Raw genomic sequence first — 25,883 nt, 5'->3', positions numbered from 1 at the left:
GGCGGACCTCCCGCGCTCAGGGTTTACTGCTGCCGACGATCCACATGGCGAAGAACTGCGCGCCTCCGCCGTACGCGTGTCCGAGCGCGAGCCGCACCCCCTCGACCTGGTGCTCCCCCGCCGTGCCCCGCACCTGGAGCGCCGCCTCGGCGAACCGGATGAGCCCGGAGGCGCCGATCGGGTTGGACGACAGCACGCCGCCGGAGGCGTTCCACGGGGTGTCGCCGTCGAGCGCCGTGCATCCGGCCTCGGTGAGCTTCCAGCCCTCCCCCTCGGCGGCGAAGCCCAGGTTCTCCAGCCACATCGGCTCGTACCAGGAGAACGGCACGTACACCTCGGCGACGTCGATCTCCCGGCGCGGGTCGGTGACGCCGGCCTGGCGGTAGACGTCGGCGGCGCAGTCGCGGCCCGCGCGCGGGCTCACGACGTCGCGGCCGGCCAGCATGATCGGCTCCGAGCGCATCGCCGTGCCGTGGATCCAGGCGGGCGTGCCGGTCACCTTGTCCTCGGCGGCGAGCACGATCGCGCAGGCGCCGTCGGACGACGGGCAGGTCTCCAGGTAGCGGATCGGCTCCCACAGCATCGGGGTCGACTCGACCATCTCCCGGCTGATCCCGGGGATGCGCAGGTGGGCGTAGGGGTTCTTCAGCGCGTTCAGCCGGTCCTTGACCGCGACCAGCGTGCCGATGTGGTCCGGCGCGCCCGACCTGCGCATGTACTCCCTGATGTGCGGCGCGAAGTAGCCGCCCGCGCCCACGACCAGGGAGGCGTTGAAGGGCAGGTGCGTGGACAGGGCCCAGGTGGCGTTCGACTCCGACTGTTTCTCGAAGGCGACGACCAGCACCCGCCCGTGCACGCCGCCCTGGACGAGCGACGCGCCGACCAGCGCGGTCGAGCCGCCGACCGAGCCCGCCGTGTGCACGCGCATCACCGGCTTGCCGGCCCCGCCGAGCGCGTCGGCGAGGTACGCCTCCGGCATCATCACGCCCTCGAACAGGTCCGGCGCCTTGCCGATGACGACCGCGTCGATGTCGGCGAACGTCAGGCCCGCGTCCTCCAGCGCCCGCAGGGCGGCCTCGCGGACCAGCCCGGCCAGCGACACGTCCTGCCGTCTGGTCTGGTAGCGGGTCTGGCCCACGCCGACGACGGCACAGCGGTTTCCCACGGCGACTCCTACAGAGACTGGTCGAGGACGGCGCCTTCGAGCACGGCGACGAGGTTCTGCTGCAGGCACGGGCCCGAGGTGGCGTGCGCGACCGCGCGGGCGGCCGAGCCGTCGAGGATCCGCAGGGCCGCCTCACCGAGGCGGATCAGGCCGGTGGCCATGACCGGGTTGGCCGCGAGCGGCCCGCCGGACGGGTTGACCGTCACGTCGCCGGACAGGCCGAGCGCCGCGCGCAGGATGGGCTCCTCGTGGCTGAACTGGGTGTGCAGCTCGGCCACGTCGACCGGGCCCTTGCCCACGCCGGCCGCCCGGCCCGCCTCGGCCGTGGACACCGATCGGGACAGGTCGCGCATGCCCAGGTAGTGGGGCTCCGCGCGGTGCGCGATGCCGGTGATCCAGGCGGGCCGCCCGGCCAGCTCGCGGGCGCGGTCCCCGGCGGCCAGCACCACGGCCGCCGCTCCGTCCGTGACCGGCGCGACGTCGTACGGCCGCAGCGGCTCGACCTCGAACTCCTCTCCCGAAGGGTCGGGCAGGTCGAGGGCGTAGGGGTTGGCCCGGCCGTCGGCCCGGCTGCGCCGTACGATCTCGTCCAGCGCCGCTCTGTCCGCGTTCACCGCGCAGGCCTGCAGGGCGGCGTACGACACCTGGTCGAGCCCGAGCGGCGCCAGATAGTACGGATCGAGCTGGAGCGTCATGATCTCCCGGATGTCCGACATCGACGACTTGCCGAAGCCGTAGACGAGGGCGGTGTCGATGTCGCCGTGCTGGAGCCGCACCCACGCCTCGTAGAGCGCGAACGCGCCGTCCATCTCGACGTGACTCTCGCTGATCGGCGGCCAGGCGCCGACCGCGTCGAGCGCCGAGACGAACGAGAACGGCGCCCCGGCCAGGTAGTCGCACGAGCCGGAGCAGGTGAAGCCGAACCTCTTGAGCCCGGTCGCCCGCTTGACCTCGTCGATGACCGGCAGCAGCAGCTCCGGCTCGGCCAGCCCGGTGTCGTGGCCGGTGTGGACGGTCTGGGCGAAGGCGACGACCGCGACGTCCCTCATCACGACCCCCCGATGGAGTCGTCGAGGTCGGCGTCCGGCTCGCCGGTCGGCTCGAACCACTTTACGTTGGTCATCGACGGCGTCCGCTCCTCGGGCGGCACCCACACGGCGCGCACCCGCATGCCCTGCCGCACCTCGTGCGCCGGGATGCCGCCGATAAGCGCGATCATCGGCGTGTCCGCGCCGTCCAGCAGCACGTACGCCGAGACGAACGGCACCTCGGGGGCCCGTGGGTCGGGCAGGTTGTTGATCGCGTAGGTGGTGACGGTGCCGGTGTCGGCGACCTCCACCTCCTCCTCCACGACGGAGCCGCACGCGGGGCAGGACACCCGGTAGGGCACGTAGACGGCGGCGCATTCGGCGCACCGGCCGCCCAGGAACCTGCCGTCGCGCACGCCTTCGAGGAAGCGGGTGAGCGCACGGCCCGGCATGACGCGATACTCGGCCCGCACCGGCGCGACGAGCGAGGTGACCTCGGGCAGGAAGCACTCGATGTCCGTGATGTGGCCCGTCGTCGCGGCCCGCCAGCGCGGGCGGACCCGCAGGCCCGGCCGCAGCTCCTTCGGGCTTCCGGCGTCCACCGCGTGGACCAAGGCCGTGTCCGCGCCGTCGAGTTTGACCAGCGCCCAGGCGAACGGCCGGTCGAGCGGATGGCCGGGGCGCGGGGAGCCGACCCAGGCCCACGCCTGGACGGTCCCGGCCGGTCCGACCTCCACGTACTCGCCGGTGACCGGCTCGCCCGTGTCCGGGTCGTACTCCAGCGGCGGCACCAGCACCCGCCCGCCGGCCGTACGGACCCCGACCAGCCGCCGGTCGCGCAGCTCGGTGAGGAACCGCCCGATGACCGGACCGGTCGTCCGCGTGTAGCCGCCGGGAAACTCCAGAACGTGGGTGGCGACCGGCGATTCCTCAGATGGCACGATCCCTGCCTTCCCAGTAGGGGGCGCGGAGCTTGCGTTTGAGCAGCTTGCCGTTCGGCTCGCGGGGCATCTCGTCGATGAAGTCGATCACGCTCGGCCACTTCATGCGGGCCAGGCGGCCCTCCAGCGAGAGGACGATCTCCGCGGCCAGCTCCTGCCCGGGGACGGCGCCGGGCGCGGGCTCGACGACGGCCATGATGCGCTCGCCCCACTCGTCGTCCGGGATGCCGAAGACGGCCACGTCGGCGACCTTCGGGTGGACCATGATCTCCTTTTCGATCTCGGCCGGATAGATGTTGGCCCCGCCCGAGATGATCATGTCGGCCTTACGGTCGCAGAGGAACAGGAAGCCGTCCTCGTCCAGGTAGCCGATGTCCCCGACGGTGAAGTAATCACGCAACCGGTTGGCCGCGGTCTTCTCCGGATCGCCCTTGTACTCGAAGGAGATGCCCATCTTCATGTAGACGGTGCCGGGCGTGCCCGCGGGCACCGGGGCGAGCTCGTCGTCCACGATCAGCAGCTCGCTGCCCGGCCAGGCCTTCCCGACCGTGCCCGGCCGTTTCTTCCAGTCCTCGGGGGTCGCGATCGTGCCGCCGCCCTCGGTGGCGGCGTAGTACTCGTAGATCACGTCGCCCCACCACTCCAGCATCTGCCACTTGACCGGCACCGGGCACGGCGCGGCGGCGTGGATCATCCACCGCAGCGACGACAGGTCGTAGGACCGCCGCGTCTCCTCGGGCAGCGACAGCAGCCGCTTGAAGTGCGTGGGGACCATGTGGGAGTTCGTCACCCGGTGCCGCTCGCACAGGCGCAGGGTCTCCTCGGCGTCCCATTTGTCCATGAAGACCAGCGTGTGGCCCATGTGCAGCGCCGTACCGGCGAACTGGGTGACGGCCGTGTGGTAGCTGGGCGAGGTGACGAGGTGGGCGTTCGGCCGCCCCGGCGTCACGCCGAACAGCCGCAGCAGGCCCGTCATCAGCTCGGCGGCGTCGTCGGGGTCGAGGCCGGTGAGCGCGCGCCGCACACCCTTCGGCCTGCCGGTCGTGCCGGAGGTGTAGTGCATGGTGGCCCCGGCCGTACGGTCGCCGGGCAGGGTCTCGGGCATGCCGCCGGTCAGCTCGGCCACCGGGCGGAAGCCCTCGATCTCGCCGTAGGAGAAGCACCGCTCGGCCGCGATACCGGCCTCCCGGGCGCCCCTGACAGCCTCGGCGGCGTACCGCTCGTGGACAAGGAACGCGGCGGCCTCGCTGTCGGCGACGATGTAGCCGATCTCCGGCCCGGTGAGGTGCCAGTTGACCGGCGTGTAGTACCACCCCGCCTGCAGGGCGGCGAGGTAGAGCACGAGGCCGTCCGCGCCGTTGGGCAGCAGGCCGCAGATGCCGTCGCCCGGCCGCAGGCCCAGCGCACGAAGGCCGTGGACCATGCTGTTGGCCCGGGCGAGCAGTTCGCCCGCGGAGTGTTCCGTGCCGTCGGGATCGACCGCCGCGATCCACGCGGGGTCGGCCTGCGCGAGCCTCCAGAAACCGAGTGAGCCCATGTGCCAGCTCCCTATGGGGGTGCGCCACAAAGCCCGGGCGTCAGCGGCCGCGAAGTGAAGCACGCCGGCACGACGCTGACAAGATCTGGCAATGCGGAGCGACTCAGATGAGAATCGGTTCTAGTTCTTGCGGGCAGACTAACCCCGCGCGCGATGTCTAACAAGCGCTTGATCGAACCGGTGACGCCGTCCCGCTGGAGGACACCTGTGGAGCTCCTGCCCATCAGCACCCCGCACTGCCGGATCGAGCGCGACGGTCACGTGGTGGTCGTCACGATGGACCGCCCCGAGGCCAGGAACGCGCTCTCACAGGACATGCTGGTGGGGCTGGCCGAGGCCTGGCAGTACATCTCGGACGAGCCCGAGGTGCGGGTCGGCGTCCTGACCGGGGCGAACGGCACGTTCTGCGCCGGGGCCGACCTCAAGGCGATGGGCACGCCGTCGCAGGACGAGCGGGTGCGCCGCCGGGCCGCCGAGATCCCCGACTACCACTGGAAGGGCCTGCTGCGCGACCCCGAGGCGCTGCCGTCCAAGCCGATCGTGTGCGCGGTCGAGGGCTACGCCGTGGCGGGCGGCACCGAACTCCTCGTCGGCACCGACCTGCGCGTCGTCGCCGAGAGCGCCACGCTCGGGCTGTTCGAGGCCAGGCGGGCGCTGTTCCCGATGGGCGGCAGCGCCATCCGGCTGCCCCGCCAGATCCCGTACGCGTTCGCCATGGACGTGCTGCTCACCGGCCGGGCGGTCACGGCCGCCGAGGCGCTCGCGATGGGCATGGTCAACCGGGTCGTGCCGGACGGCCAGGCGCTCGCGGCGGCCCGCGAGATCGCCGGCCAGGTGGCCGCCTGCGGGCCGCTCGCCGTACAGGCGATCCTGCGTGCCTACCGCGAGACGCTGGGCATGCCGGAGGCCGAGGCGTTCAAGGTCTCCGACGCGATCGGCTGGCCGGTCATCGGCTCCGAGGACGCCAAGGAGGGCGCGCGCGCCTTCCGCGACAAGCGCCCACCCGTCTACCAGGGCCGATAGCCGGTCAGGGCCGGGCCTGGACCATGGCGTGAGTGCCGGTGGTGCGCCATGGGCGGCCGGTCGCGTCCAGCTCCGCCAGCGTCCGCTCCGGCACGCCGACGAGCGCGTCCGACTTCAGCGTGCGCAGCGCGACGACAGGCCCGGGGAAGTAGCCGGTGACCGCGGCGAACGGCGTGGTCGCCGGCCACATCCGATCGCCGACGAGCCGCCGGTAGTTCAGGTCGCCCTTCATGACGGTCAGCGAGGCCGAGGCGAACTCCTCGCGCAGGTCGTCCGGCATGTCCGAGTAGGGCAGCGGAGCACAGGCGAAGGGATGCGCCCGCAGTCTGAGACGCCCCTCCTCCGTCGCGGCCCACAGGCGGGCGCCGGCCTCCCCGGCCCGGCCGGGGGCCGCGGCGAGCCGCCGCAGGCACGCGAGCACGTCGGCCGGGGTCGCGTCGGACACGAAGTACGGGACGGGCTTCACGTGGAGGACGACCTCGCCCGCGAGCCCGCGCGCGAGGAGATGGTCGACGAGCACGAGGTCGGGCAGCAGCTCGCGCCCCGCGTTGTCGGCGACCAGGCAGATCCGCCCCGGTGCGGCGGCCTCGAGAAGCGACCACAGCAGTGGGCCGTCGTCCACGACCAGGCCGGTCGCCCTCTCGTGGTCCCCGTCGAGCGTGACGCCGAAGGACAGGTCGGCGCGGTTGCCCCAGAGCGAGCCGAGCAGGAGCGCCCGGGCCTGCTCGTCCGGGGACAGTGTCGCCGTCTCGTCGAGCGCCGCGAGTTCCCCGTCCACGACCGGGCCCTCGAGCTCGGCCTGCTTCATCGGGCCGAACGGGTCGACCCCGCGCCACGGGCCGTCGCCGAAGTATCCGGTGGCCTCCAGAAGCTTGCGGTAGAAGTAGCTCTCGCCCCACAGGAACGGCACGTCGACGTAGCGGCGGCCGATCTTCCCGCGTCCCCACTCGGCCCAGGCGGCGCCGTCGTGCGCCGACGGCTCCAGCGGCGCCATGACGTCACGGACGACCTCGTCGAGCAGCCGGTCGAGCGCGCGCCGCCGGTCCGGGTCGTACGGCAGCGCCCGCGCGACCTGGCGGACGAGCACGGGATGCCGCTCCCTGAAGACGCTCAGGGCGTAGGAACCGGGGACGTTCCCCATGATCGGCGGCGGGATGGGCGGGGCCTCCGCCACGGTCTCGTCACCGGCACGGCTCATCGCGGCGTCCTCCCCCAGCTCGCGGGACATCCCCAGCAGTAAAGCAGCAGGGCGCCACGCGAGCGGGGGGCGGGGGCCTCACTCGTCCCGGGACTCGTCCCGGGTGATGCGGCCGAGGCGTTCCATGGCCTCGACGTACTCCTCCACCATCTCGAAGACGACCTGTTTGGCCGGCTTGACCTGGTTCATCGCGCCGATGATCTGACCGGCCGGGAACGTGGCCAGCTCGGTCGCGTCCGACCTGCCGATCCGCCGCAGCGCGTCGGAGATCAGCATGAACTGCAGCGGCATCGGCAGCGTGCCGGGCGACTCGGCCGACTCCCAGGCGTCGGTCCACTCGTTCTTCAGCAGGCGGGCGGGCTTGCCGGTCCAGCTCCGCGACCTGACGGTGTCGCGGGAGGTGGCCGCGATGATGCGCCGCCGTACGGTCTCGGAGGTGTCGGCCTCCTCCACCGCCAGCCAGATCGAGCCGGTCCACACGCCCTCGGCGCCGAGCGCCATGCCCGCGGCCATCTGACGGCCGGAACCGATGCCGCCCGCGGCCAGAACCGGCACGTCCACCGCGTCCACGACCTGCGGGATGAGCACCATCGTGGAGATCTCGCCGGTGTGGCCGCCCGCCTCGGTGCCCTGCGCCACGACGACGTCCACGCCGACCTCGACCTGCTTGACGGCGTGGCGCGGCGTGGAGGCGAGCGCGGCCACCTTCACGCCCTTCGCGTGCGCCTGCTCCACGACGTCGGCGGGCGGCGGGCCGAGGGCGTTGGCCAGCAGCGCGATGGGATGCCGGAGCGCGACCTCGACCTGCGGCCGGGCCGTCGCGTCGGTCCAGCCGAGCAGCACCTTGCCCGAGTCGGATCCGTCCAGCGGCGGCACGCCGTGCCGGGCCAGCAGGTCCTCCACGAAGGCCCGATGCCCCTGCGGGATCATCCCCTGCAGCCGCGCCACAAGGTCGGCCGGGGAGTCCACGTCGAGGTCCGACCCCGCGTAGGAGGCGGGCATCACCACGTCCACGCCGTACGGGCGGCCGTCCACGTGGTCGTCGATCCACTTGAGCTCGATCTCGAGCTCCTCGGGGGTGAAATACAGGGCGCCGAGCACTCCCATGCCGCCGGCACGGCTCACCGCGGCGACGACGTCCCGGCAGTGGCTGAAGGCGAAGATCGGGAACTCGATACCGAACATGTCGGTGACACGTGTCCGCATGCCTTCGAACGTACGACGGCCTCCAGCGAACTGCAACGCGTTCTAGTGACCTGCGTTCGGCGCGTTCCTACCAGTCGGTAACTCGACGGCCGGGGACGCGGCGGGAACTCTCGCGAGAACACGTTCCAGCGCGCCGGGGCGGCGATCACCCGGCGATGACCACCGTTAAAGTCAGATTTCATGACAATGCGGGATTGCGGCCATACCACGGGAGTCGTACCTTCCCCCTATGGATCTGGAGATCCGCCACCTCAGAATCGTGCACGCGGTCGCCGAAGCCGGGAGCGTCACGAAAGCGGCCACCCGGCTCGGCCTCGCCCAACCGTCCCTAACCGCTCAGCTCAAGCGCATCGAGCGCTCACTCGGGGGTCCGCTGTTCGAACGCGACCGCAACGGCGCCCGTCCCACTCCTCTCGGCGAGATGGTGCTGGCCCGCGCCCGGGTGCTGCTGCCCGCCGTACGGGACCTCCAGGAGGACGCGGTACGGTTCGCCAACACCTCGGTCAAACTGCCCGGCTATCGCATCGGCGCGACGAACGGGCCCATACTCGGCGGGCTGGTCGAGCGCCTGACCGCCGACCAGCCCGGCATCCCGGTCACCACCCGCACGTCCTGGTCGGCCGGTGAGCTGACCTCGCTCGCGGTGGCCGGCCGGCTCGACTTCGTGCTGCTCGGGACGTGCGGCGACAGCCCGCCTCCCCCGGCCGAGGCGATGAACTGGACCACGGTCGGCACCGACCCGGTCTTCGTGCTCCTGTCGGAGGACCACCCACTAGCCGGGGAGAGGGAACTGCAGCTGTCCAGCCTCGCCGACGAACACTGGACGGTCGCCCCCGGCGACGGCTGTTTCGCCGACTGCTTCGCCGCCGCCTGCGCCCGGGCCGGGTTCGTCCCCGACTCCATCTACGAGACGGACGTGGCGACCTGCCTGCACCTGGTCGGGGTGGGCAAGGCGGTCGCCCTCTGCCAGGCCACCTTCCGCCTCACCGCCGGGCTGGTCATGATGCCGCTGGCCGGTGCGCCGCTGCGCTGGCGGCACCTGCTCGGCTGGCACGCCGACTCGATGGGCGCGCGGGCCGCCGCCCCCGTGGTCGCCGCCCACGCCCGGGCCGCGTACGCCGACGCGGTCCGCCGCAGTGCCCGCTACGCGGACTGGCTCGTCACCAACCCCGAATACGGCGCGGTTCCTTAGCCGGCCGCCGGCGGGACTCGTGACCGACCGGCCTGGGCGGGCCGGGCCGGCGTCTGCCACACCGCCACGCAGCTGCGCGTACGGGCTGCCGATCGAGCTGGACCTGCTATTACGCGTATCTCCCGCATTGCACAGCACTAACGGCGCAACAACAGTAACCGCAGCAGGCGCAGCGCCCGGGAACGGCGCCCTGAGTCGGCCGAGAACATGTAAGTAGCGGCAGGAACGGACAACAGCACGGCGCTCGCCGTGACCAGGGCGGTCAGGTGGGGCAGCATGTCACCGAACTCCATTCAGGGATCTCCATACCCATGGCTGGTGTTGTGGGCGTGATACCAGCATGGGGCGTGCCGGAGCACGGTTGACGATGGGCTCCAAGGCCTTACGCCATCTGATGAATCCGGACGCCTGCTGAACGGGCTTACATCAGAGCCCGAGTCGGAGGAGAGGTCATTCGCTTTACATTCCCTGACATTTCTGGATTTCGCTCCCGGCATCATGGGATGCTGCGATGGAAATGCCATCGCCGAGCCACCTGCCACGTGAGACCGCTCTGGCCACTCTGCGCGAGCGACTGAGGACCCTGTATGTACACGCGGGCGAGCCCAGTTATCGCACTCTGGCCAGACGGACGGGGGCGATGAGCCATACCACGGCGCATGAGGCCGTCCGCTGCGAGAAGCTGCCGCGGTGGGGCAACCTGGAACTCGTCGTTGAGGCGCTGAAGGGCGATGTCACGGAGTTCCACGCTCTCTGGGTCGCCGCCCGTAGCGCCCAGGACCAGGCCGAACCCCACCCGGCTGCCAGGACCCGGTCCGAGGTACGGGCGGAAGTGTCTCAGGGACCGATCCTCGAAGCGCAGGGTGAACCGGAAGATCTGTACCGATTGGCAGGCGGCCCTCTGGGGAGCCATTCCGGCGCCGTCTGGTCGGTGGCCTTCGATCCCGGCGGGCGCGTGCTGGCGAGCGGCGGCGGTGACGGGGCGGTGCGGTTGTGGGATGTCGCCGCGGGGAAGCCGTTACGGGAGCCTTTGCTGGGCCATACGGGTGCCGTTGTGGCTGTGGCCTTCCACCCGAAGACAGGTCTGCTGGCCAGCGGAGGCAGCGACAAGGAGATCCGGCTCTGGGATGCCGACTCAGGACGACCGGTGGGTGAGCCGTTGCGGGGGCACACGGGCAGCGTCTGGTCGGTGTCCTTCGACCCCGACGGGCGCGTACTGGCGAGCGGCGGCATCGACGGAACCGTGCGGCTATGGGACGCCGGCTCGGGGCAGCCGTTGCGGGAACCTCTGCACAGCCATGACGGCGCCGGCTGGGCCCTCGCATTCGAGCCGTTTGGGCGTGTGCTCGCCAACGGCGGCGACGACGGCGTCGTGCGGCTGTGGGATACCACCATGGACGAACCCGTTGGAGAGGCGCTGGCAGGCCATAGCGGGGCTGTGGTGGCGCTCGCGTTCCACCCCGACGGGCACACGCTGGCGAGCGGTGGCGACGACGAATCGGTGCGGTTGTGGGATGTGGCCGCACGCCAGGCTGCTACCAAGCCGTTGGCCGGTCACATAGGTCCCGTCCGGGCGGTGGCCTTCCACCCGGCAGCGGACCTGGTGGCCAGCGCCGGAGACGATGGAATGGTCCGGTTCTGGCGGCTGAACTCCGGTGACCAGGTGGGGCGTCCGCTGACCGGCCACACGGGTCCCATCCGCGCGATCGCCTTCCACCCGCATGGCCATCTGCTCGCCACCGCGGGCGCGGACAGGATCGTGCGGTTGTGGAGGAGCACCCGGCCGCCTGACGACCGAGCGCTTCACAGACGCATCCTCTACTTGCAGGCCCAGTTGAAGGAAGCCCGGAAGATCCAGGACACCCGCACCGCCAACTTCCGAGAAACCACCGCCTCGACCGATACGTCTTCCTCCGGGGACACGGACGGCGCCGCCGAGACATAGCGGCCGTCCTGTGGGACTCGGGCCGAGCCTGATCGCCCGCCCGGTCGCCGGCGTACGCCGCGGCGCCTGCCTCTTCTCGCGCTCACGCACGCCCGGAGGTCCGAGGGCGGTTATTTCCGGGCCAGCGAATCCCCCAGCGAGGGCGGTTCCATAACTCGGTGATAGGGGCGAATTGATAGATCCACGTGACAGCGGAGGTCGGTTACGTTGACGGCACCCCCCAAAGACAAGGAGAGCCCCACATGCTCCACAGACGCACCGTACTCGCCGGATGCGCTCTGGCCGTCACGGCCCTCGCCACGGTCGCCACCCCCGCCATGGCCGAGCCGAACAACTCTCCCGCCTCCTCCGCCGTCAAGCCGCCGCCCGCGATGGTGGAGGCGATGCAGCGCGACCTCGGACTCACCTCCGCCCAGGTCGACGCCCGCCTCGCGAACGAGGCGAAGGCCATGGCCACCGAGGCCAAGGTGCGCGCCACCATCGGTGACGCCTACGCCGGATCCTGGGTCTCCGGCACCACCTCCGAGAGCTTCATCGTCGCCACCGCCGACGCGTCCAAGGCCGGCGCGATCCTGTCCGCGGGCGCGCAGCCGAAGATCGTCGGCCGCAACCTCGCCACGCTCGAGTCCGCCGAGGCCGCGCTGGACCGGGCCGCCGCCGGCGCGCCCGCCTCCACGTCCGTCTGGTACGTCGACGTGCGCAGCAACAGCGTCGTCGTGCTGTCCTCCAACACCGCCGAGGCCGAGGCGTTCGTGGCCGCGAGCGGCGCCGACAAGTCCGCCGTACGCGTCGAGCAGTCCAACGAGCAGCCGCAGACCTTCTACAACCTGCAGGGCGGCGACGCGTACTACATCAACAGCTCCGCCCGCTGCTCCATCGGTTTCTCGGTGCGCAGGGGCAGCACGCCCGGCTTCGTCAGCGCCGGCCACTGCGGCCGCGCCGGCAACACCACGACCGGCTACAACCGGGTCGCGCAGGGCACCTTCCAGGGTTCCTCGTTCCCCGGCAACGACTACTCCTGGGTCGCGGTCAACAGCAACTGGACGCCCACGAACATCGTGTCGTACGGCAACGTGAGGGTGGCCGGCTCCAGCGTCGCCGCCGTCGGCTCCTCGATTTGCCGGTCCGGCTCGACCACCGGCTGGCGCTGCGGCACCGTCCAGCAGCTCAACGCCAGCGTCCGTTACTCGCAGGGCACGGTCAGCGGGCTGACCCGGACCAACGTCTGCGCCGAGCCCGGTGACTCCGGCGGCTCGTTCATCTCGGGCAGCCAGGCCCAGGGCATGACCTCCGGCGGCTCGGGCAACTGCTCCTCCGGCGGCACCACCTACTTCCAGCCCGTCAACGAGGCCCTCTCGGCGTACGGCCTCACCCTCGTCACCGGCTGATCCAGCCGATCGGAGGAGGCTCCCCCGCCGGCCCGGCACAGGGTCAGCGGGGGAGTCTGCGCCATATGGGGCGGGGAAGCAGGCGCATGACGGCGAACGCGAGGCGCAGCCGCGCGGGGACCCACACGGTCCCCTGCCGCGTGTCCAGGGCCTCCACGACCGCGTCCGCGACCTCGGCCGCCGTCACCGACATCGGGGCGGGGGTCATCCCCCGCGTCATCCGGCCGATCACGAAACCCGGCCGGACGACCACGACCCGGGCCCCGGAGCCGTGCAGCGCGTCGGCCAGTCCCTGGGCGAAGCCGTCGAGCCCGGCCTTGGCCGAGCCGTACACGAAGTTGGCCTTGCGCACCCGCACCCCGGCCACCGACGACAGCACGACGAGCGTGCCGTGTCCCTGCTCGCGCAGCCGCCCGGCGGCGGCCAGCCCGATCGAGACGTGGCCGCCGAAGTTGACCGCGACGTCTCGGGCGGCGGCCACCGGGTCGGCGTCGTAGACCGCCTGGCTGCCGAGCACGCCGAACGCCGGGATCACCACGTCGAGGTCGCCGGCCCTGGCGGCGGCCTCCTCGATCAGGGCGGCGTGCGTCTCCGGGCGGGCGGCGTCGAAGTCCAGCACGTGAACCTCGGCCCCGAGCCGTTCGAGGTCCTCCACCGGCACGGCGGCGCCGCCGTCCTTCACGGACGCGGAGGCACCGTTTTCCCTGGGTGCGGAAGCACCGCGGACGGCGAGCACGACCCGGCGGGCGCCCCGCCGGACCAGCCGTTCCACGATCGCGAGGCCGATCTCGCTGCGCCCGCCGAGCAGCAGGACGGTGTCGACCGAACCCAGTGCGTTCCTCACAACCACTCCTTCAGCACAGGCGCAGCCTACGGGCGAGGTCGGAGACGAAGACACCGTCCGGGTCGGCCCGGCGCCGGATCTCCCGCCACTCCGGCAGCCGGGGGTACGTCGCGGCCATGGTGGCGGCGGACATGCGGGAGTCCTTGGCCAGGTAGAGGCGGCCCCCGGCCGCGGCGACCCACTCGTCGAACTCGGTCAGCATCGCGGCCAGCCCGATCTGCCCGGCCGGGATGTCCAGGGCCAGCGTCCACCCCGGCATGGGGAACGACAGCATGCCGGGGGTCCCCGCCCCGAACCTCTTCAGCACGGTCAGGAACGACACGACCCCCGCGCCGGACAGCCGCTCGACCACCCGGCGCAGCGTGTCCTCCGCTCCGATCGGCACCACGAACTGGTACTGCACGAAGCCGCGCGGGCCGTACATCCGGTTCCAGCCGTCCACGCCGTCGAGCGGATGGAAGAACGGCGCGATGCCCTGGACGATCCGGCGCGGGGCGGCGGGGGCCTTGCCGTACCAGGCGGCGTTGAAGGCCCGGACGGTGCCCCGGTTGAGCAGGCCGCCGGGCACCCGGGGCGGGGCCGACAGCAGGGGCCGCGGCGCGAAGGCGAGCGGGTTCCCGCGCGCGCGGGCGGGCAGGTCGCCCGGCACGGCGTGGTCGCCCCGGGTGAGCACGCCCCGGCCCATCCGCCCGCCCCGCGCCAGCAGGTCGATCCACGCGACCGTGTAGCGGTGACCGTCGTCGGTCGCGGTCATCGTCGCCAGGGTCTCGTCGAGGTCGCGGGTGCGCTCGACGTCCACCCGCACCCACGCGGTCTCGACCGGCACGCACCGGAACGTCGCCTCGGTGATCACCCCGGTCAGCCCCATGCCGCCCACGGTGGCCCAGAACAGGTCGTCGCCGGGGCCGAGCGTCCGCAGGCTCCCGTCGGCGGTGAGCAGGCGCAGCGAGCGCAGGTGGGCGCCGAAGGAGGAGTCCACGTGGTGGTTCTTGCCGTGCACGTCGGCCGCGACGGCCCCGCCGACCGTGACGTACCGGGTGCCGGGGGTCACCGGGACGAACCAGCCGCGCGGGACGAGCGCGGTCATGAGGTCGTGCAGGCTGATTCCCGCCGACGCGGTGACGAGCCCCGTGGAGTCGACCTGCCACGACCGCTCCAGCGCGGTGCAGTCGAGCACGAGCCCGCCCGCGTTCTGCGCGGCGTCGCCGTACGCGCGGCCGAGGCCGCGGGCGACGACGCCACGGCTTCCCGCCTTCGCCAGCAGCGCGGCCGCCTCCTCGGCGATGCGCGGGCGGGCCACGGTGGCGCGCGTGGGCGCCGTGCGCCCCCATCCCGTCAGCAGAGTCATGCCAGTTGGATACCGCACGCCAGCAGGACCAGCATCAGCGCGAGGAAGACCTGGAGCGGGCGGTCGCGCAGCACTAGTTCCTCGGGTTCCTCCCCCACTCCGCGGTCGACCAGCAGCGCGTGCCGCAGCACGACCAGCACGAACGGCACGATGCTGAGCGCGCAGAACACCTTGGCCGGCCCGGTGTGCTCCTGGAGCGCCCACAGGCAGTAGGTGACGATCATCGCCCCCGAGGCCATGACACGCACGTGGCCGAGGTAGCTCGCGGTGTAGGTCTCCAGCGTGGCCCGGGCGATCGGGCCGTCCCCGGGCCGGGCGCGGAGCTCGGCCTCCCGCTTGCCGGTCACCAGCAGCAGCGAGCCGAGCGAGACGACGACCAGGAACCAGCTCGTCACCGGCACGGCCACGGCGACCGCCCCCGCGTACGCGCGCACCACGTGGCAGCAGGCCACCGCGACCAGGTCCACCACGGGCTGGTGCTTGAGCCAGAGGGTGTAGGCGAAGGTGAGCGCGAGATAGGCGGCCACCACGGCGGCGAGCGGCCACCCGCCCGCGAGCCCGGCGAGCAAACCGGCCGCCAGCAGTGCCGCGCCCACGGCCCGCGCGAGCCGTACGGACACGATCCCGGACGCGATCGGGCGCAGCCGCTTGCGCGGGTGGCGCCGGTCGGCGGCCACGTCGGCCGCGTCGTTGAAAAGGTAGGAGCCGCTCGCGGCCAGGCAGAAGGCGGCGAACGCGACGAGCGAGCCGCGCAGGCCCGCCCCGGTGGTCAGCACTCCGGCGGCGGCCGGTGCGGCGAAGACGAGCGCGTTCTTGAGCCACTGCCGGGGCCGGCAGGCCCGCGCCAGCCCGACCGCGCATGCGCGCCGGGAGGGCGTGCCCGCCGGAAGCGTCGCCACCGGCGGGCCCATCGGCGGGTTCAGCGCGCTCTCCCGCTTCACGGACCGGTCCGCTTCCCGGGTCAGTTCACGCGGCGGGGCCGCAGCAGCCACGCCCCGACGACGGCGAGCGCGAGCCCGAGGATGAGCGCCACCAGCGGGAGCGTCGTCCTGATCAGCGTGATCTGGGCCATGTTGTCGCGTGCCGTCTGCACCAGGTTGCCGACGGTCTCCGGGGTGAACGACGCGGTGGCGATGAAGGCGGGCAGGCGCTCGACACCGTCGGACGTCTTCAGCACCTCGTGGCGCTGCTGCTCCTGCTTGACCGCCACGCCGGTGTTCGGCTCCACCCAGAACGTGATGGTGCCGTCGTAGACGCGCTCGACCTGGATGTCCCCGGTGCCCTTCATGCCGAGCACGGAGGCGGGCGCGCTGAGCGTGTCGGTGACGGTCGGGGGGATCTGCTGTGTGAACTTGTAGACCGGCAGCCCGTTGACCGTGTCCTCACCGGTGAACGTCGCGTCGTACGCCTTACGGGCGTCGGCGTTGAACACCTGGTAGGTCTTCTTCTCGACGCCGAAGGGGAACAGGAAGACCTGGCCCTGCAGCTGCACGGGCTGCGCGCCCTCCCCGTTGTCGACGCTGGTGCCGCAGCAGGTGACGCCCTGGCCGTTGAACTTGTTGAACGCGCTGCGGAACTGCGTCATCGAGATCCGCGGGTTGTTGTTGGTGACGTCGCTGGCGGCGGTGAACTGGTCCCACACCACGTGGTCGTCCTTGGACTCCTTGACGTCGCCCCGGACGGTGACCGTGATGTCGAGGTCGCCGGTGAGGACCTTCAGGTCGCGCATGCTGAAGTAACGCGCGTTGGGAGCGGTCAGCTTCGCGACGCTGTACTGGTCGGCCGGCGCCTGCACGAGCTTGTCCGCCACCTGGAACCGCAGCAGTGGCGCGAAGACGACGAGGAACGCCCCGATTGCCAAGAGAACAACTCCCACTGCGCGGCGCATCGCTCCTCCTGGGGGCAGGCCAGTTGACGCCTATTTATCCTGAAACAGGTTTCTATTTCGCTGTATGTTAGACGGGGCAGTGACCGACGTCACGAGGGATATGGAAAAGTGACCGAAACAGGTTCTAGCTCGTCGGTGACTCGTGACATGTTACCCGCCGGTTCGCAACCCGTTCGTGACACTGCCGTGCCCACCGGTCACGTCGACGCCCTCGACGGCGTGCGGGCCCTCGCGGCCCTCGCCGTCCTCGTCTTCCACGTCGCGATCGAGTCGGCGGCGGCGCTGCACGACAACTTCTTCAGCAGCCTGCTCGCCCGGGGGGACGTCGCGGTCCCCATCTTCTTCGCGCTGTCCGGGCTGCTCCTCTACCGGCCGTACGCGCGTGCCGCGCTGCTCGGCGGGCGTCCCCCGGGCACCCGCGACTACCTCGTCAAGCGCGCCCTGCGCATCCTCCCGGCGTACTGGCTGGTCGTGGTCGTGGCGATGGTGCTGTGGTCCAAGCCGCACCTCGGCGACGTCAAGACGTGGCTGCAACTGCTGCTGCTCGGCCATACCTACGAGATCCACCCCTGGTGGTTCGGCCTCGGGCCACGCGGGCTCGCCCAGATGTGGAGCCTGTGCGTCGAGGCCGCCTTCTACGTGCTGCTGCCGCTGGTCGCCGCCGTGCTCGCGGCGTTCGCGCGGCGCGGCGGCCCCGGCCTCGACGCCCGCGCGCGGCGGCTGCTGACCGGCGTCGCCGTGCTCGCCGCGTCGTCGTTCGCGTGGGCGCTGCTCACCTACTACCCGGTCTACCGGCCCTTCCTGAACGCCTGGCTGCCCCGGGCCTGGGTGTTCTTCGCGGTCGGCATGGCGCTGGCCGTCGTCTCCGAGTGGGCGCGGGAGGAACGCGACCCCGGCGGCCCTGCGCATCGCCTCGTCCGGGCGGTGGGCGCGTCCGCGGGCTCGTTCCTGCTCGTCGCCGCCCTCGCGTACGCCGTGGCGGCCTCGCCGCTCACCGGCACGCGCTTCAGCGGCGTGGACGGCGTCTGGGCCGACCTGTCGGAGCTGGCCCTGTACGCCACGGTGGCGGCCGGGCTGGTGACCCCGGCCGCGCTGCTGCCGGCCGGAGGCTCGCCGTACGGCCGCTTCCTGAGCAGCCGGGTGATGCGCTTCCTCGGCCGGGTGTCGTACGGCGTGTTCCTGTGGCAGTTCGTGGCCCTCTATCTCTGGTACGACTTCACCGAGCAACAGGCGTGGAGCGGGAACTTCGCCGGCAACCTGGTCGTGGTCGGCGCGCTCACGCTGCTGCTCGCCACGCTCACCCACCGGTACGTCGAGGAGCCGGCGAGGCGCCTCGCCCGCCTGGCGACCTCGTCACGGAAGCGGACGGAGACGGAGACACCGACGGAGACACCGACGGAGACACCGACGGAGACGGCCGCGGCGTCGCCGCGGCCGTAGGGGCGGGCGCGCCGGGCACGGGGTCGCCGTAGGCGAAGCCCTTCAGGCAGACCCCCGACGGGTCGTCCAGCCGGATCAGCAGCCCCTTGCCGACGGCCGTGACCGGGAAGCGCACCAGCGCGCCGCCGGAGCCGGTGGCGTGGAACCGCAACTGTCCCCGCTGCCCGCTCATCTCGTAATCGCCGGTGCCCGCGCGCTCGGCGGTGTAGGCCAGCCCGGCGATCGGCCCGGGCCCGCCGAAGGACACGACGTCGGGGAAGAAGATCGCGTCGCCGAAGAGCGGGAAGCACGGGCGGCCCCCCGGCGGCACCACCCCGACCGACGCCTTGACCTCGACCGGCGCGAGCCCGCCCTTGTCGTCGAAGACGAGCGCCTGCTCCGACGGCTCGGGCACCCGTATCCGGGCGCGCAGCGCGGGCCGGGCGAGCGGGGCCAGCAGGTGGTGGCTGAGCCTGCGGTTGCCGTTCCAGGGCAGCACGATGTCCTCGGGCAGCGGGCTGGAGTAGATGACCGCCGTGTCCGGCACCCGGGCGAGCGAGGCCCGCACCGCGGCAAGGTAGGCCCGCACACGGTCGCCCGACAGCGTGTCGCGGTAGTTCTGGATCGAGACGATCGACATCGCGAGGTAGGCGCCCGCGAGGAGTCCCGCCGCCGTCGGCAGCCCGCTCCCGGCGGGAATCGGGCGCCGGTAGGGCTCGGTCTCGTCCCGCATGGGCAGCAGCGCGAGCCCCAGGCAGACCGCGAACACGATCGCCGCGTCGGCGACGTACCGGGTCTCGGAGCCGACGACCTGGGCGAGCCCGGTGCCCCGCGCGATCGCCGTGGGCACGCCGTCCGCGGCGACCAGGTAGCCCGCCAGGATCAGCCAGGCCCGCACGGCCCGCCGCCGCCACAGCACGGTGGCGGCCACCAGTGCGGCGAGCACGGCCCATCCGGCGGCCACCAGCAGCGGGCTCGGGTCGGCCAGCCCGCCGTTGGGCAGCACCGGGCCCCACGACAGCGGCCCGCCGACCACCCCGGCGGGGAAGACCTCGCCCAGCAGGCGGCCCAGCAGGTCAGCCGCGTCGCCCGGCGCCGGGACGGCCGCGCCCTCGCCCGGCGCGGTGCCGCGGCGGGCCAGGTACAGCGCCGCGTACGCGCCCGTCAGCACCGCGTACGACCCCCACAGCCGCCAGTGGGCGCGCGCTTCGCGGAGCATGAGCGCCGGCCACGGGCCCGCCCACGGCCGCAGGTGCGACGTGGTGAGCGCGAACAGCAGGAACGGGACGAAGACCCCCTTCGTGCTGAACGCCATGCCGGCTAGGACCCAGAAGAAGGCCCAGCGGGCGTGCCGCGCCCCGCCCTCCCTGACGTACCTCACCTGGGCGGCGAGGGCCATGACCATGGCGAGCTGGAGCGGCACCGCGTTGATGGCGGCCGACCACCACCCGAAGGCCGGGATGGTCAGCGGCGAGAACAGGGCGAGGGCGAGCGGCAGCATGATGCCGGGCCGCGTGCCGAACAACCGCACGAGCAGCCGCAGCAGCATGACCGCCGCTGCGGCCTGGACCGCGAACGTGACCGCCGAGACCAGCAGCCAGTCGTACGGCGACAGCCGCGACAGCACCCAGGTGAGCCCGAGCGCCCCCGGCATCAGGTGACCCTTGTGGACGCGGAACAGGAAGTCGAACGTGAGGGAGTGCTCGTAGGCGTCACCCACGAACAGGAAGTCGTCCTCGACGAAGGAGGACGACGTGAGGACGGGGACGCGGACCGCCAGCGACGCCGCGACCAGCAGGACCGCCGCGATCATGACAGGATTCGCCAGGCCCGCTCGCCATGCCGGCGCCATGCCGGGCTGTCCGGTACGCATGATCTGACTCATCGGGATTCTCCCAGCGCAGTGGGACAAAAGGGGTGTTATGCTCCGGCGCACCCGACAGGAGAGGGACGTCGTGCACGCCGAGCCGTTCCGCGCCGACCTGGCCCGTTCGATTCGCCTGTTCAGCGCCTTCCGCAAGGAGCAGACCGACCCCGACTTCTTCTACGGCCTGCTCGCCCGCGACACCGTCGCCCAGCTCGCGGCGTACGCCGACCTGGACGGCGCGCTCGTCGCGGACGTCGGCGGCGGGCCCGGTTACTTCACCGACGCGCTGCGCGCCGTGGGCGCGCGGCCGGTGTGCGTGGACTGCGACGCCGGGGAGATGAGCGCGCGCACCGGCGCGATCCCCGACGGCGCGGTGCTCGGCAGCGCCCTCGACCTGCCGCTGAAGACAGGCTCCGTGGACGTGTGCTTCTCCTCCAACGTGCTGGAGCACGTGCCCGACCCGTGGCGGATGGGCGACGAGATGGTGCGGGTGACGCGGCCGGGCGGCCTGGTCTACCTGTCGTTCACCAACTGGCTGTCGCCCTGGGGCGGCCACGAGACCTCGCCGTGGCACTACCTGGGCGGGCACCGCGCCGCGCGCCGCTACACGCGCCGCCACGGCCGCTCCCCCAAGAACGTGTACGGCACGAGCATGTACGCCGTGTCGGTGGCCCGGGCGCTCGCGTGGGCCCGGCGGCACCCCGGCGCCGACCTCGTCGACGCCCTGCCGCGCTATCACCCTCGCTGGGCGACCCCGGTGATCCATCTACCCGGCGTTCGCGAGATCGTGACGTGGAACCTGCTGCTGGTGCTGCGCCGCCGCTGACCTCCTCGTCCGGGTGCCGATCCGGTAGACCGCGGCGAGCACGACCGCGAGCAGGCCGCACGCCAGCGGGATCCACTCGCGCGTCAGCAGGATCCACCGGCGGAACCGGGCCGCCTCGTCGGCGAACGCCCGCACCTCGGCGGCGCTCGTCCTCAGGTCGGCGTCGAAGGCGACCTGCCGCTCGACCTGGTCGGGCGTGCGCAGGGTGTCGCGCCGCCGCTCCTGCGTGCGCACGGTCAGCCCGCTCTCCGGCTCGACCCAGATCGTGCGGGTGATCTCGGTGTATCTCGCCACGGTGACCCGCGGCTCGCCGGGCATGCCGACCGACCTGCCGGGCACCGGTCCGGGCAGGTCGGCCGTCTTCACCGGCCCGGCCGCGTAGGTGTAGCGGTAGGTCCGCAGGCCCTCCACGGTCTCCTCGCGCTCGAACCGCATCGGCGCCTCCCGCCGCAGCACCGGGTCGAACATCCCGTACGAGCGCGGCTCCGCCCCGGCGGGCAGGCGGAAGGCGAGCCCGGTCTGCCGTACGCCGGGATCCTCGTCGACGTACCCCCCGCAGCAGTCGACGGCGAGGCCGGTCCGCCGGTCGAAGGCCGTGCGGCGCTCGTGGTAGTCGACGCGCTCGCCGTCCCGGGTGTCGAGCGAGGAGAACTCCACCCACACGGCCGTGCGGTCGTCCCCGGCCCGCGGATCGCCGTAGACGGCCACCGTGTTCTGCACGGGCACGCCCCGGTGGAGGCGGAACGTGGCGGTGTCGAGGTAGGTGGCCGAGGGCGAGACGAGCCGCTGGATCCTCGTCAGCTCAAGCGGCAGCACCGTGGTCCGCGGGGAGACGTAGAAGTGGAACAGCACCCCCACGGTGACCAGGAAGGCGATGCCCGCCAGAAGCAGCGTGCGCGGCGACCGCGGAAGAGCGCTTGTCATCGGCTCACCTCTCCCTGATCCCCTACGGCGGCCAGCAGCCGGGCGAGCACGACGAGGCAGAGCGCGTCGGCGGCCGGGCCCTGCCCCGCGGCCTGGGCGACGCCGGCGAGGCCGAGCGCGACGAGCACCACCCACGCGGAGGCGCCGCGGCGGGCGAGAGCCCGCAGGCGGCTCGGACCCGCGTGCTGGGCGCCGGCGATCGCGCGCAGCCACAGGAACGCCGCCAGCGCGACGGCGACGACGGCCACACCCGGCACGCCCCCGGCCCACAGCCCGGCGAGCGGCGCCGCGATCCACACCCACAGCGCGCGGACGCGGCCCGGCCCGGCGGCGCGCGACCGCGACCGGCCGCGCACCAGCGCCAGGGCCACCACCGCGAGGGCCAGGCCCAGCCCGGCGAGCAGCGCCGTGCGGTAGGCCGGGTCGGGCTCGTAGCGCAGCACCACCTCGCCGCCGCCGGCCGGCAGTTCCCACGCCTGCCGCCAGCCGTCGAGCCGTGCCGGGGTCAGCCGCGCTCCGTCGACGTACGCCTGCCAGCCGGCGTTGAAGTTCTCGTTGACGACCAGATAGGACGGGGCTGCGGCGGCGACCCGGAGGCGGCGCTCCTGCGGCCCCCACGACGTCACCGTGGCGGGGGCGGCCGTCACCGCCTTCCGCTCCTGCCCGCTTCCGTCGTCCAGCACCACCGAGCGCACCCGGAAGGCGTCGCCCGGCGCCACGCTGACCCTGCTGCGGCCCTCGGTCAGGTGCACGGGCGCGCAGCCCGAGTAGGTCAGCGGGCGGCCGTTGAGCACGTCGTCGAGGGTGCCCTCGACCACCCGGGTCGGCACGTCGTCGCCGTCCACCCGCAGGGTGGGGCCGTAGCCGCAGGGCAGCCGCAGGGGGATCGCGCCGAGGCCGCCGAGGGGTTTCACCCCGGGGACGGCGATCTCGGCGACCTCGATCGCGCGGGAGGCGGGCGCGGTGAACTCGATGGAGAACGTCCGCGTCCTCAGCGCGGGGAAGGTGAACACGCCGTCGCGGTCCACCCAGCCCTGCACGGCCCGTGTTTCTGTGAGCGCTGTCCCCGCGCGCAGTGTGAGCTTCACCGGCGGGATGCCCTGCGCCGAGTCGGGGAACAGCACCCGGATCCGCGAGAAGCTCCGGGTCGTCCCCAGGTCGATCGACAGCGTCGGGTGCCGGTCGAACGGCTGGGCGAACCACAGCGTCGAGGGGTCGCCGTCCATCGCCTGGCGGCCCAGCACGGCGCCGTGCTCGGCCGCCGTCGAGGACGCGCTCACGTGCGGGTACTGCTTCGGCAGCGTGGTGAGCAGGTCAGCCGCCTTGGGGTCGGTGAGCACGGCCTGCCCGCGCAGCGTGCGCACGCCGTCGCGCGCCACCGGGACGAGCCGGTCGAACCCGTTGCCGTCCTCGCCCAGGATCTGGAGTCGCGAGGAGCACGTCCAGGTGACCGAGCCCCGCATGCACGCGTCGGCGTCCCCCTGCTTGGTCAGCAGCATCGTGCCGGGATCGCCCGCGCCGGTGTCCGGCACCGAGATCGTCCGCACCGCCCGCACGCCCGGGACGCGCAGGTCGGTGATGCCGACCCGGCTGCCGAGCGCCGTCTTCGGCTCGTACGCGAGCCTGGTCACCCGGATACGCAGCCACTGGCTCTTCCCCGGCACCGGCAGCAGCGGCTGGAGCGCGTCGGTCCGCGCCACCGCGACGCGCCGCACGCCGCGCTCGGTCTCCAGCGCGACCTCGGCCACCGGCGGCCCGACCGCCTCCTGCTCGAACGCCGCCGAGATCTCGGTCAGGTCGACCTGGCCGGTGAAGCGCACCTCCAGCCACTCCCCGACCGCGCCGTGCCAGCCGTCCGACCGCCACCCCGTGCGCGGGTCGTCGTCGAGCGCGGCGTACGGCTGCCGCCCGGGGTCGCGCTGGCCCGCGGCGGCCGTGACGCCGGAGTCCGCCGACGAGGCGGTGACGTCCTTCACGTCGAGATAGCGGGCGGTCGAGGTGGCCGCCGACCAGGCCGGGTCGGTGAGGTCGGTGGTCACCGGCGCCTGGTCGTCGGGCAGCGTGGCCGACGCGATGCGCCGTACGTCGCCGAACACGATGTCCCGTTTCCGCAGCGTGTCGGTGAGGATCGTGTCGCGGGGCGGGATCGCCGCGGCGCCCGGCTCGTCGCCGACGAGCACCGGCCGGTCGTCGGTGAGCAGGCCCTCCTCGGCCAGGTCGAGCACGGCCTCGGAGGCGCCCTCCACGTGCAGCGTGCCCGCACGGGGCACGGTCGAGGCGAGCGGGGCCGTCCCCGGGATCGTGTAGACCTCCAGCGCCGGGTACGGCTGGTCGAGCCAGCCCGAGGCGGTGCCGCTCGCGGTCAGGCCGACCAGCGGCCCGAACTCGGCGGTCCTGGACAGCCCGGAGTCCTGCAGAGTCTGGTGCACCCGGGCGGGCCAGGCGGTGCCGAGCGTCTCCCTGATCAGGTCGTTGCGGATGAGCAGGTGGCTCACCCCGGCGCGGCGCAGGGCCTCGGTCAGGCCGGGCGAGCCGCGCCCGGTGGCGAAGCGCTCGTCCACCGCCTGCACGAGCCGGGCCAGGCCGGGCGAGCCCCACGGCACGTTGGCGTGGGTGGCCCAGCGCACGGTCAGCAGCGACTGCATGGGCTCGTCGAGCGGCCGGCCCCACAGATACTCCCCCCGGGCCGAGCCGGGCATGGCGAGGACCATGCCGTCGCCCGCGTTGCGGTTCAGCCAGGCCGCCGCCTCCCGCCAGTAGGTGGGGAGGTCCGCGAAGGAGCCGCGGGCGGTCATCCCGGCCGTCCCGACCGGCACGAGCGTGAGCGCGAGCAGCCCGGCCGTCGCAGCGGTGACCGGCCCGCGCAGGCGCGCCGGTCCTGTGCTCGGCAGGGCGACGGGGAGCGCGGCCAGGCCGAGCGCCAGCGGCAGCCGGATCAGCGCGTCGAACTTGTGCAGGTTGCGGAAGGGCGCGAGCGGCCCGTCGAACAGGTCCCTGACCTGGCCGGTCCAGGGGTGGGCGAGGTCGCCCGCGTGGCCCGCGGTGACGATCAGCAGGCCGGCGACCACGCTCAGGACCAGGAACGTCCGCTCCGGGGTCGCCCTGCGGACGACGCCGGTCAGCCCGAGCCCGGCCACCAGCGCCGTCGCGGCGACCAGCCACGGCACGGTGGCCTGGTCGTAGGCCGCCGGCAGCCACGGCTGCCCGTCCACCGGCAGGAACGAGATCCAGCTCGACGTGCCGCGCAGCGCGTTCACCAGCGAGGTGACGCTGGTGGTCGCCGACGCCGTCTCGATGAACGGCAGGAACGAGAAGATGTAGCGCCCGAGCAGCAGCAGCGGGACGACCCACCACATCGACACGAGGCCGACGAACAGCAGCCACCAGCCGAGCAGGGCCCATTTGCGCCCGCCGTGGCGGCGGCTGAGCAGGTAGACGAGCGGGACGACGAGCACGGCCAGTTCCGCCGCCGCGTTGACGCCGCCCGCGAACAGGAACGCGACGGCCGAAAGCGCGGCGGCCCGGCGCGGGCTCGCGCCCTCCCGGGTGCCCCGGACCAGCGGCAGCAGCACCCACGGCAGCACGGCACTCGGCTGGAACTCCGAGGAGTTGATCCCGATCAGGGCCAGCGCGTGCGGGGCCAGGGCGTAGGCGAGCGCGCCGAGGATCCGGGTGCCGGGCGAGCCGATCCCCATCGCCCGGGCCAGCCGCTCGGTCCCGAGGAACGCCGCGCACAGCACGAGCGACATCCAGAGCCGCTGGATGTCCCAGGCGGGCATGTCCATGGCCCGGAAGAGCACGTAGAACGGCCCCATCGGGAAGAGATAGCCGTACGCCTGGTTCTGCAGGTGGCCGAAGTAGGCCGGATCCCACAGGTGCAGCGCGCGCGACAGGAACCCCAGGGGGTTCACCGCCATGTCGAGCTTGGTCTCGGAGATCACCGCGCCGGGCGCGGTGTTGAAGGCGACGGCCGCCAGCAGCAGGCAGCCCGCAAGCAGCCGGAGCCGGTGCCGCAGCGTCCGGCCGGGCGGCGCGGGACGGGCGGCGGGGGCGGGCTCCGGGGCTCCGGCGCTCTCGTCAGGCGCGCGGGTCACCTCTTCCCGCGCGGGCTCCCGCGGCTGGACCGGGACGTCGACGGACACGG

Annotated in this window: 19 protein-coding genes; 6 read left to right on the top strand and 13 right to left on the bottom strand. The window is 72.8% G+C overall.

Going from position 1 to position 25,883, the window contains the following annotated elements; all coding sequences use genetic code 11:
- Positions 1-16: 16 nt before the first annotated feature.
- From HHX41_RS13410 to HHX41_RS13395, 4 genes are read right to left on the bottom strand one after another with little or no spacing between them, the layout of a single operon-like run.
- A complete protein-coding gene (locus HHX41_RS13410; protein WP_182906206.1) occupies positions 17-1,165 on the bottom strand; it encodes a thiolase domain-containing protein in 1,149 nt (382 codons plus the stop codon).
- Positions 1,166-1,173: 8 nt separating this feature from the next.
- Complete coding sequence (locus tag HHX41_RS13405) at positions 1,174-2,214, bottom strand: thiolase domain-containing protein (RefSeq protein WP_182906205.1); 1,041 nt, start codon at positions 2,212-2,214, stop codon at positions 1,174-1,176.
- Entirely contained in the window at positions 2,214-3,134 is a 921-nt protein-coding gene (locus HHX41_RS13400; protein WP_182906204.1) for a Zn-ribbon domain-containing OB-fold protein, read from the bottom strand. Before HHX41_RS13400 ends, HHX41_RS13405 begins: the two co-directional genes overlap by 1 nt.
- Complete coding sequence (locus HHX41_RS13395) at positions 3,124-4,671, bottom strand: acyl-CoA synthetase (protein WP_182906203.1); 1,548 nt, start codon at positions 4,669-4,671, stop codon at positions 3,124-3,126. The genes HHX41_RS13400 and HHX41_RS13395 overlap by 11 nt, the downstream gene beginning before the upstream one ends.
- 207 nt (positions 4,672-4,878) lie before the next feature.
- On the opposite strand from HHX41_RS13395, the gene HHX41_RS13390 reads away from it, so the two are divergent.
- Positions 4,879-5,694, top strand: coding sequence for a crotonase/enoyl-CoA hydratase family protein (locus HHX41_RS13390; protein ID WP_310741969.1), 816 nt, complete (start codon positions 4,879-4,881; stop codon positions 5,692-5,694).
- A 4-nt stretch (positions 5,695-5,698) separates the two neighbouring features.
- On the opposite strand, the gene HHX41_RS13385 is transcribed toward HHX41_RS13390, so the two are convergent.
- Positions 5,699-6,922 carry a damage-control phosphatase ARMT1 family protein gene (locus tag HHX41_RS13385; RefSeq protein WP_259400911.1) on the bottom strand — a complete coding sequence of 408 codons (1,224 nt, stop codon included), beginning with the start codon at positions 6,920-6,922 and terminating at the stop codon, positions 5,699-5,701.
- A gap of 48 nt (positions 6,923-6,970) precedes the next feature.
- Positions 6,971-8,098, bottom strand: coding sequence for a nitronate monooxygenase family protein (locus HHX41_RS13380; protein WP_182906201.1), 1,128 nt, complete (start codon positions 8,096-8,098; stop codon positions 6,971-6,973).
- Between the two features lie 229 nt (positions 8,099-8,327).
- On the opposite strand from HHX41_RS13380, the gene HHX41_RS13375 reads away from it, so the two are divergent.
- Positions 8,328-9,290 carry a LysR family transcriptional regulator gene (locus HHX41_RS13375; RefSeq protein WP_182906200.1) on the top strand — a complete coding sequence of 321 codons (963 nt, stop codon included), beginning with the start codon at positions 8,328-8,330 and terminating at the stop codon, positions 9,288-9,290.
- A 137-nt stretch (positions 9,291-9,427) separates the two neighbouring features.
- Here HHX41_RS13375 and HHX41_RS13370 read toward each other — a convergent pair whose 3' ends face one another.
- Complete coding sequence (locus HHX41_RS13370) at positions 9,428-9,583, bottom strand: hypothetical protein (protein ID WP_182906199.1); 156 nt, start codon at positions 9,581-9,583, stop codon at positions 9,428-9,430.
- A 347-nt stretch (positions 9,584-9,930) separates the two neighbouring features.
- Between HHX41_RS13370 and HHX41_RS13365 the strand changes: the two genes are divergently transcribed.
- Both HHX41_RS13365 and HHX41_RS13360 read left to right on the top strand, forming a co-directional pair.
- Complete coding sequence (locus HHX41_RS13365) at positions 9,931-11,235, top strand: WD40 repeat domain-containing protein (RefSeq protein ID WP_182906198.1); 1,305 nt, start codon at positions 9,931-9,933, stop codon at positions 11,233-11,235.
- A 242-nt stretch (positions 11,236-11,477) separates the two neighbouring features.
- Positions 11,478-12,623, top strand: coding sequence for a S1 family peptidase (locus tag HHX41_RS13360; protein ID WP_182906197.1), 1,146 nt, complete (start codon positions 11,478-11,480; stop codon positions 12,621-12,623).
- A gap of 43 nt (positions 12,624-12,666) precedes the next feature.
- Here the strand turns inward: HHX41_RS13360 and HHX41_RS13355 are convergent, their stop codons facing one another.
- From HHX41_RS13355 to HHX41_RS13340, 4 genes are read right to left on the bottom strand one after another with little or no spacing between them, the layout of a single operon-like run.
- Positions 12,667-13,467, bottom strand: coding sequence for an SDR family NAD(P)-dependent oxidoreductase (locus HHX41_RS13355; protein WP_169982928.1), 801 nt, complete (start codon positions 13,465-13,467; stop codon positions 12,667-12,669).
- Between the two features lie 10 nt (positions 13,468-13,477).
- Positions 13,478-14,815 carry an FAD-binding oxidoreductase gene (locus HHX41_RS13350; RefSeq protein ID WP_182906196.1) on the bottom strand — a complete coding sequence of 446 codons (1,338 nt, stop codon included), beginning with the start codon at positions 14,813-14,815 and terminating at the stop codon, positions 13,478-13,480.
- Positions 14,812-15,726 (bottom strand): decaprenyl-phosphate phosphoribosyltransferase, encoded by a 915-nt coding sequence (locus tag HHX41_RS13345; RefSeq protein ID WP_182906324.1) that lies wholly within the window; start codon positions 15,724-15,726, stop codon positions 14,812-14,814. Before HHX41_RS13345 ends, HHX41_RS13350 begins: the two co-directional genes overlap by 4 nt.
- A 50-nt stretch (positions 15,727-15,776) precedes the next feature.
- Positions 15,777-16,703, bottom strand: coding sequence for a DUF3068 domain-containing protein (locus tag HHX41_RS13340; RefSeq protein WP_182906195.1), 927 nt, complete (start codon positions 16,701-16,703; stop codon positions 15,777-15,779).
- 186 nt (positions 16,704-16,889) lie between these two features.
- On the opposite strand from HHX41_RS13340, the gene HHX41_RS13335 reads away from it, so the two are divergent.
- Together HHX41_RS13335 and HHX41_RS13330 are read left to right on the top strand one after the other, a co-directional pair.
- Positions 16,890-18,143 carry an acyltransferase gene (locus HHX41_RS13335; protein ID WP_310741968.1) on the top strand — a complete coding sequence of 418 codons (1,254 nt, stop codon included), beginning with the start codon at positions 16,890-16,892 and terminating at the stop codon, positions 18,141-18,143.
- A 1,901-nt stretch (positions 18,144-20,044) separates the two neighbouring features.
- Complete coding sequence (locus HHX41_RS13330; RefSeq protein ID WP_182906194.1) at positions 20,045-20,815, top strand: bifunctional 2-polyprenyl-6-hydroxyphenol methylase/3-demethylubiquinol 3-O-methyltransferase UbiG; 771 nt, start codon at positions 20,045-20,047, stop codon at positions 20,813-20,815.
- Here HHX41_RS13330 and HHX41_RS13325 read toward each other — a convergent pair.
- Both HHX41_RS13325 and HHX41_RS13320 read right to left on the bottom strand, forming a co-directional pair.
- Positions 20,756-21,739 carry a DUF3068 domain-containing protein gene (locus HHX41_RS13325; protein ID WP_182906193.1) on the bottom strand — a complete coding sequence of 328 codons (984 nt, stop codon included), beginning with the start codon at positions 21,737-21,739 and terminating at the stop codon, positions 20,756-20,758. The genes HHX41_RS13330 and HHX41_RS13325 overlap by 60 nt on opposite strands.
- Positions 21,736-25,881: an alpha-(1->3)-arabinofuranosyltransferase family protein gene (locus tag HHX41_RS13320; protein ID WP_310741967.1), complete on the bottom strand. Its 4,146-nt coding sequence runs from the start codon at positions 25,879-25,881 to the stop codon at positions 21,736-21,738. The genes HHX41_RS13325 and HHX41_RS13320 overlap by 4 nt, the downstream gene beginning before the upstream one ends.
- Positions 25,882-25,883: the final 2 nt, after the last annotated feature.

The sequence above is a fragment of the Microbispora sp. H13382 genome (genome assembly GCF_014161445.1).
Classification (GTDB): domain Bacteria; phylum Actinomycetota; class Actinomycetes; order Streptosporangiales; family Streptosporangiaceae; genus Microbispora.
The sequence above is the reverse complement of the archived record's forward strand: the minus strand, read 5'-3'. Positions and strand labels throughout refer to the sequence as shown.

Excerpts from the sequence above, each read along its gene's own strand:
- HHX41_RS13385 (WP_259400911.1), bottom strand. The coding sequence starts at position 6,922 with ATGTCCCGCGAGCTGGGGGAGGACGCCGCGATGAGCCGTGCCGGTGAC.
- HHX41_RS13350 (WP_182906196.1), bottom strand. The coding sequence starts at position 14,815 with ATGACTCTGCTGACGGGATGGGGGCGCACGGCGCCCACGCGCGCCACC.
- HHX41_RS13360 (WP_182906197.1), top strand. The coding sequence starts at position 11,478 with ATGCTCCACAGACGCACCGTACTCGCCGGATGCGCTCTGGCCGTCACG.
- HHX41_RS13365 (WP_182906198.1), top strand. The coding sequence starts at position 9,931 with ATGAGCCATACCACGGCGCATGAGGCCGTCCGCTGCGAGAAGCTGCCG.
- HHX41_RS13380 (WP_182906201.1), bottom strand. The coding sequence starts at position 8,098 with ATGCGGACACGTGTCACCGACATGTTCGGTATCGAGTTCCCGATCTTC.
- HHX41_RS13405 (WP_182906205.1), bottom strand. The coding sequence starts at position 2,214 with ATGAGGGACGTCGCGGTCGTCGCCTTCGCCCAGACCGTCCACACCGGC.
- HHX41_RS13340 (WP_182906195.1), bottom strand. The coding sequence starts at position 16,703 with ATGCGCCGCGCAGTGGGAGTTGTTCTCTTGGCAATCGGGGCGTTCCTC.
- HHX41_RS13370 (WP_182906199.1), bottom strand. The coding sequence starts at position 9,583 with ATGGAGTTCGGTGACATGCTGCCCCACCTGACCGCCCTGGTCACGGCG.
- HHX41_RS13395 (WP_182906203.1), bottom strand. The coding sequence starts at position 4,671 with ATGGGCTCACTCGGTTTCTGGAGGCTCGCGCAGGCCGACCCCGCGTGG.
- HHX41_RS13325 (WP_182906193.1), bottom strand. The coding sequence starts at position 21,739 with ATGACAAGCGCTCTTCCGCGGTCGCCGCGCACGCTGCTTCTGGCGGGC.
- HHX41_RS13375 (WP_182906200.1), top strand. The coding sequence starts at position 8,328 with ATGGATCTGGAGATCCGCCACCTCAGAATCGTGCACGCGGTCGCCGAA.
- HHX41_RS13330 (WP_182906194.1), top strand. The coding sequence starts at position 20,045 with ATGCTCCGGCGCACCCGACAGGAGAGGGACGTCGTGCACGCCGAGCCG.
- HHX41_RS13345 (WP_182906324.1), bottom strand. The coding sequence starts at position 15,726 with ATGGGCCCGCCGGTGGCGACGCTTCCGGCGGGCACGCCCTCCCGGCGC.